This window comes from Stenotrophomonas sp. GbtcB23, assembly GCF_019091045.1.
GTDB lineage: Bacteria > Pseudomonadota > Gammaproteobacteria > Xanthomonadales > Xanthomonadaceae > Stenotrophomonas > Stenotrophomonas rhizophila_A.
This window is the reverse complement of the sequence record NZ_JAGXKC010000074.1, coordinates 1-6,584: the sequence shown is the minus strand read 5'-3', so window position 1 is coordinate 6,584 and position 6,584 is coordinate 1. Positions and strand designations below refer to the sequence as shown.

The following is a 6,584-nucleotide window of genomic DNA, read 5'->3' as shown; positions in this document are numbered from 1 at the left end:
GCACAGCCTGTGCTGGATCAAGTTGATGAACTAGCCAGGCAGTTCTGCAACGATGTATACGAGGACACTGAGTAGATTTATCAAAGGAGCAATGCCTACTACACCTGCAAGGATATTGGCAGAGCAGGGTATGACAACGATCTGGACCATCACGACCTGATGAGCGCCTCCCGCGAGCACGTCGCCGATAACATCAGCGAGTGGATGGACGAAACATCACCATCGGTGGCCGAGCAGATTCGAACCCTTATGACTGCGGGAATCTCGAACACGGCGGATGCAGCCGCCGAGATCGAGGGGTACGTCAGCAACGAGTTCCGGAGTTACACCCTGAAGATCATGGAGAAGACCGCAATGGAATGGTATGACTAGCATCACCCGTACGCAGCAAGGTCGGGGGGTGGCTTAGTCGCCGCTCCGTGGGCAGGTCGGTTCACTCGACCCGCTGCTACAAGGAGGCGTGGAGGTCTGATCTTCCCGCCTGGTTGAAACGAAAACGGCCCGCGAAAGCGGGCCGTTTTCGTTTCACGCAATTCCCATCAGATTCAATCGCGCTGGCGGTTACGGCGCACGCGGCGGGTGACTTCGCTGGTGATGGCGATGATGGCGGTCAACGCGGCCATCGACAGGAACTGTACGCGGGTATGCGCTTCGGACAGCAGCAGGCCGAAGATCAGTGCCAGCACGCACAGACCGAGCATGGTCAGGTACGGGTAGCCGGCCATGCGGAACGGCAGGCGGGTGCCGTCGCGGTTGGCGCGGTGGCGCAGGATCAGCTGCGACAGCAGCGAAATCGTCCACACCAGCAGGCAGGTGGAGCCCACGATGTTCAGCAGCACCGGCAGCACCTTGTCCGGGAACACCAGCTCCATCACCGTGGCGGCGAAGCCGAACAGCACGCTGGCCAGCACCGCGATGATCGGCACGTGGCGCGGGTCGGTCCAGCCCAGCACCGCCGGGGCTTCGCGGCGGCGCGCCAGCGAATACATCATGCGCGAGGCGCCATACAGGTTGGCGTTGAGCGCCGACAACAGTGCGATCACCGCGATCAGGGTGATGGCCGTGGCCGCCCCCGGAATGTTGGCCACCTGCAGCACCGCGGCGAACGGCGACTTCAGCGCTTCGCTGGTCCACGGCACCACGGCGATGATCACGCTCAGCGAGCCGATGTAGAACACCAGGATGCGCCAGGCCACGGTGCGGATGGCACGGGCAATGCTGCGCTCGGGGTCCTCGGTTTCGGCCGCGGCCACTGCCACGATTTCGGTACCGCCGAAGGCGAACACCACCACCAGCAGCGCGGCACCGATCCCGGCCAGCCCGTTGGGGGCGAAACCGCCATGCTGGGTGAAGTTGCTCAGGCCCGGCGACGCCACGTCCGGCAGCCAGCCCATCAGCAGCGCCACGCCGATCAGGATGAACCCGATGATGGCGGCCACCTTGAGGATGGCGAACCAGAACTCGAATTCGCCGAAGTTCTTCACTCCCAGCAGGTTGATCGCGGTGAAGAACAGCATGAATGCCAGCGCCGCCATCGGTACCGGGATCACCGGCCACACCGTGGCCAGCAGGCCCGCCGCACCGACCGCTTCGGCAGCGATCACGATCACCAGCTGCACCCACCACAGCCACCCCACCGTGGCACCGGCGGTGGCGCCCATGGCGTCGGCGGCGTACACCGAGAACGCGCCACTGGTCGGCTTGGCCGCGGCCATCTCGCCCAGCGCGTTCATCACGATGATCACCAGCGCACCGGCCACCAGGTAGGACAGCAGCACGGCCGGCCCGGCCGCCTGTACGCCCACCCCGGAGCCCAGGAACAGGCCGGCGCCGATGGCGCTGCCCAGGCCCATCATGATCAGCTGGCGGGGTTTGAGCGAGCTCCCGAGGCGGGTGTCGGCGGGTGCGGCGGCGGAGGCCGGAGTCTGGGATGCGGGCATCGGAATCGATTGGCGGGCAACAGGTGCGACACCATACCTTGTCCGGCCGGCGGACGGGATAGGGGCAGCGCCCCTGCCCCTGTAGTCAGGGCTCTGCGCGCTCTGCGATCTGGGCGCGATAGGCCCGCGGCGACACCCCGACCTCGGCCTTGAACTTGCGGGTGAACGCGCTCTGGTCGGTAAACCCGCAGGCCTGGCCGATGCTGGCGATGGTGTCGCTGCCATGCAGCAGATGCACCGCCATCTGGATGCGCAGCCGGGTCAGTACCTGCTGCGGGGTCATCTGGAACACCCTGCGGAAGGTGCGCTCCAGCTTGGACAGCGAAAACCCGGTGATATCCAGCAGGGTCTGCATGCGCACGTTCTCGGCGTAATGCGCGTTCAGGTGGGCCAGCGCCAGCCGCAGCTGTTCGTATTGGGTGCCCAGGCTGTCTTTCTGCCCCAGGTCGCGGGAGATGCCGATCAGCCCTCGGATCTGCCCGTCCACCAGCAGCGGCCGCTTGCAGGTTAGGCACCAGCCCGGCTCGCGGTTGGCGAACAGGTGCAGCTCCATCAGGTTCTCGATCACTTTGCCGGCCAGCACCTGCGCATCCTGGGTGGCGTAGTCCGCGCCCAGCCCCGTGGGGTAGATCTCGGCAGCGGTGCGCCCGATCACTTCCTTGCGCGACTTCAGCCCCAGACGGCGCAGCATGGTCTGGTTGATATGCGTGTAGCGCCCGTCGCGGTCCTTCATGAAGAACAGCACATCGGGAATCGCATCGAACAGGGCTTCGATGTCGGCAGGTTCAACGCGCATGCGGGGATGGCAGGAGGATGGACACGCCACCAAGGATACCTGCCTGGTTGCCGGCGTGAAGCGCAGGTGCATGCGCGACCGGGTTCTCCGACCGGCGATTAACGCCCCGCCCGCCACTGTGAGGCGTTGCATCCCCCCTGCCAGCCCGGAGTCGCCTGATGGCCACCAGCAAGCCCCGCACCAAATCCGCCCCTCCCGCCGATCGCCGTGGCGAAGGCGACGAACTTCACCAGCAGGCCGGCGGTGGCCATCCGGCACTGACCACCAACCAGGGCATCCCGGTGGCGGACAACCAGAACTCGCTGCGCGACACCCCGCGCGGGCCGACGTTGCTGGAAGACTTCATCCTGCGCGAGAAGATCACCCACTTCGACCATGAGCGCATTCCCGAGCGCATCGTGCACGCGCGCGGCAGCGCTGCGCACGGCTATTTCGAACTTACCCGTTCGCTGGAGGAATTCACCCGTGCGCGCGTGCTCACCGAAGTAGGCGTCCGCACGCCCGTGTTCACCCGTTTCTCCACCGTCGCCGGTGGTGCCGGTTCCGTGGACACCCCGCGCGATGTGCGCGGCTTCGCGGTGAAGTTCTACACGCCCGAGGGCAACTGGGACCTGGTCGGCAACAACATCCCGGTGTTCTTCATCCAGGACGCGATCAAGTTCCCCGACCTGATCCACGCGGTCAAGATGGAACCGGACCGCGCGTTCCCGCAGGCCGCCAGCGCCCATGACACGTTCTGGGATTTCGTTTCGCTGATGCCCGAATCGATGCACATGATCATGTGGGCGATGAGCGACCGCACCATTCCGCGTTCGCTTCGCACCATCGAAGGCTTCGGCATCCACAGCTTCCGGCTGTTGAACGATGCCGGCGAATCCACCTTCGTGAAGTTCCACTGGCGGCCCAAGCTTGGGGTGCAGTCCACCGTGTGGGACGAGGCGGTGAAGCTGCAGGGGGCGGACAACGATTTCCACCGCCGCGACCTGTTCGAGGCGATCACTGCCGGTGACTTCCCCGAATGGGAGCTGGCGGTGCAGCTGTTCACCGAAGAAGAAGCCGAGGCGTTCCCGTTCGACCACCTGGATTCGACCAAGATCATTCCCGAATCGCTGGTGCCGCTGACCGTGATCGGCCGGATGGTGCTGGACCGCTGGCCGGACAACTTCTTCGCCGAAACCGAGCAGGTCGCCTATTGCCCGGCCAACGTGCCGCCCGGCATCGATTTCAGCAACGACCCGCTGCTGCAGGGACGGCTGTTCTCGTACCTGGACACCCAGCTCAGCCGCCTGGGTGGGCCGAACTTCCACCAGATTCCAGTCAACGCACCCAAGTGCCCGTTCGCCAACCATCAACGCGACGGCCATATGCAGATGAACATCCCCAAGGGCCGGGTAGCATATGACCCCAGCTCCCTGCAGGGCGACAGCCCGCGCGAGACCGCTGATGGCTTTCCCACCCATGCCACGCCGGCCGATGATGGTCGCAAAGGGCGCGTACGTGCTGCCAGCTTCGCCGATCACTACAGCCAGGCGCGCATGTTCTTCCGCAGCCTGGAGGCGGCGGAGCAGGCGCACCTGGCCTCTGCGCTGGTGTTTGAATTGTCCAAGGTGGAAACGGTACCCGTGCGCGAGCGCACGGTGAGCCACCTGCGCAACATCGACGAGTCGTTGGCCAAGCGCGTTGCCGACGGCCTGGCGATGCCCGCCCTGCCCGCCCCTGCCCCTACCGCCACTCCGGCCAAGGACCTGCCCAAGGCGCCGGAAGTGCGCATCATCGGCCGCACCAAGGACCTGCTCAAGGGCCGCTGCATCGGCATCCTGTTCGACGAGGGCTCCGACGCGGGGTTGATCGCAAACCTGCGCAAAGCAGCCGAGAAAGCCGGCGCGAAGGTGAAGCTGGTCGCGCCCAAGGTCGGCGGCGGCAAGCTGAGCGACGGCAGACTGCAGCCTGCGGACGGCCAGCTGGCCGGCACGCCCTCGGTGGTGTTCGACGCAGTGGCGATCGTACTGAGCGCCGACGCCGCCAAGCGCCTGAGCAAGGAATCGGCCGCGATCGATTTCGCCGCAGACGCCTGGGCGCACCTGAAGGCCATCGCCGCCGATGACGGCGCCCAGCAGCTGCTCAAGACGGCGCGCGTTGGCAAAGACAATGGCGTGGTGGAAGCCGAAGATGCCAAGGGCTTCATTGCCGCCGCCGCCACCCGCCAGTGGGCGCGCGAACCCAAGGTCCGCACCCTCGCCTGACCCGTGCCGGCAGGAGCGGACAGTGGATCCGCTCCTGCCGGGCAACGTGTAGAGCGGACCGCTGGTCCGCTGCTCCCTGAAGAGAGGACGATTCCCATGCCCCGCGGAGACAAATCCAGCTACACCGACAAGCAGAAGCGCCAGGCCGAGCACATCGAGGAAAGCGAAAAAGCCGAGGGTCGCAGCGACGAAGCCGCCGAACGCATCGCCTGGGCGACCGTGAACAAGCAGGATGGCGGCGGCAAGAAACGGCCGGCGAAGAAGGCCTCCAAGGCATCCCGGTAGGGTTGGTTCCCAAACAACCGCCAGTACAGGTGCCACGCACATTGACGCATGGACCTGAAATCGAAACAGGTTTCCGCATCACCAACGCGTACGCCAGCGCACCACTACCGCGCCTGGGTAAGCGGCCGCCCTGACCCGATGCAGGGTTTGGCCCGGCACCGCCTTGACGGCCTGCGCGGTGGATGGGCGATACTCGCGCATCACCGCAGGATGCGGACAGGGGAACCACTTACATGAAATCTGCACGCACGCTGGTCTTGTTGGCCCTGCTGATGCCGTTGTCCGCACCGGCGCAGACGGCACTCCACGATGGCCAGGGAAACGCCCTGCCTGATACGTCTTCGGCGAAATCCAGCGAAGGCTTCTCGGCGTCGATGGTGGTTACCGCGGACCCGGAATGGCAACAGAAGTGGGAAAACCCGGTCAACGGGGTGCCGCGCTTCGAACTGGCCACCGAGGTCAAGGAAGGTGGCTCGCTCTACATCCTGTCCTTCCTGACCAACCCGAAGCTGGACGCCGCCGGCATGGCGCAGGTGCGCTGCGACCTGCGGATCACCCGTCCCGACGGCAGCCTGAGCGGCGACGAGCACGACCTGCCCTGCTTCGTTACCCAGCTCGATACCGATCCCAACAGTGTCTATCTGTCTTCGGTGGGAATGAAGTTCACTGCTGAAGCGGGCGACCCCAAGGGGACTTGGACAGTGGCGATCAACGTGCGCGACACGCTGCGCAACGTAACTATTCCGCTGCAGTCTTCGTTCGAGATGCGCTGACCGCATCGGTGGGCGCGCTTGGAATTGGGTCGCGTTTGCACCGGCCCCTTCTTCATTCCAAAGCGGATCGCACCGCGTCACATGCCTCGATCAAGTCGAGTACCAACCGTTCGGTCACATCGAGGTGACCCTCGTACTCTGCAATGTTCCGCTGCTGGTGGCATTTGTCGAGAACGCGCCAGACCCCGGCTCCCATTCCAAGCGTGTGCGGAAGGAGCTGGAACACGAGATAACGGTGTGCCGGGCGAAAACCTTGCCGACGCAACGCTGCCAGGCATAGCGCGTGCGCTGCGTTGTAGGCTAGATCGAAACGACTCTCCAAGGAGAGTTCCGTGCGGCGCGCATCCAGAAGACGCGCTTTGCCAGACCGCAGCAGTCCGCCAATTTCGCGCGTGTCTGGCGGATCCATGCTGAGTGATTTACCTGGCCCCGCCATGTTGTGCAGCGCTGAGTTCCTGCTCGCCTCCAATCACCCAGATTTTCGGCTGCGCCAGCACGCGCATCAAGAACGAATTTTCTTCGTGAATGCGTGCATTCCATTCATGGC

6 protein-coding genes and 1 pseudogene are annotated in these 6,584 nt (G+C 64.8%); 4 read left to right on the top strand and 3 right to left on the bottom strand.

The features are described 5' to 3' along the window. Positions 1-159 precede the first annotated feature (159 nt). Entirely contained in the window at positions 160-372 is a 213-nt protein-coding gene (locus KVS69_RS17445; RefSeq protein WP_217539189.1) for a hypothetical protein, read from the top strand. Positions 373-545: 173 nt separating this feature from the next. Here KVS69_RS17445 and KVS69_RS17440 read toward each other — a convergent pair whose 3' ends face one another. Together KVS69_RS17440 and KVS69_RS17435 are read right to left on the bottom strand one after the other, a co-directional pair. Beyond that, positions 546-1,946, bottom strand: coding sequence for an amino acid permease (locus KVS69_RS17440; protein ID WP_217539191.1), 1,401 nt, complete (start codon positions 1,944-1,946; stop codon positions 546-548). A gap of 79 nt (positions 1,947-2,025) precedes the next feature. Continuing rightward, positions 2,026-2,736 (bottom strand): AraC family transcriptional regulator, encoded by a 711-nt coding sequence (locus KVS69_RS17435; RefSeq protein WP_068853648.1) that lies wholly within the window; start codon positions 2,734-2,736, stop codon positions 2,026-2,028. Between the two features lie 158 nt (positions 2,737-2,894). On the opposite strand from KVS69_RS17435, the gene KVS69_RS17430 reads away from it, so the two are divergent. The 3 genes and pseudogenes from KVS69_RS17430 (at position 2,895) to KVS69_RS17420 (ending at position 6,037) form a co-directional block, all read left to right on the top strand. Further along, the gene (locus KVS69_RS17430) at positions 2,895-4,979 is read left to right on the top strand and encodes a catalase (RefSeq protein ID WP_217539187.1); all 2,085 of its coding nucleotides are present in this window, start codon (positions 2,895-2,897) and stop codon (positions 4,977-4,979) included. A 96-nt stretch (positions 4,980-5,075) separates the two neighbouring features. Then, positions 5,076-5,258, top strand: a pseudogene (locus tag KVS69_RS17425) (HupB); the annotation flags it as partial. A gap of 239 nt (positions 5,259-5,497) precedes the next feature. Then, positions 5,498-6,037 (top strand): hypothetical protein, encoded by a 540-nt coding sequence (locus KVS69_RS17420; protein WP_217539180.1) that lies wholly within the window; start codon positions 5,498-5,500, stop codon positions 6,035-6,037. 52 nt (positions 6,038-6,089) lie between these two features. On the opposite strand, the gene KVS69_RS17415 is transcribed toward KVS69_RS17420, so the two are convergent. Continuing rightward, positions 6,090-6,446, bottom strand: coding sequence for a hypothetical protein (locus KVS69_RS17415; protein ID WP_254622251.1), 357 nt, complete (start codon positions 6,444-6,446; stop codon positions 6,090-6,092). Positions 6,447-6,584: the final 138 nt, after the last annotated feature.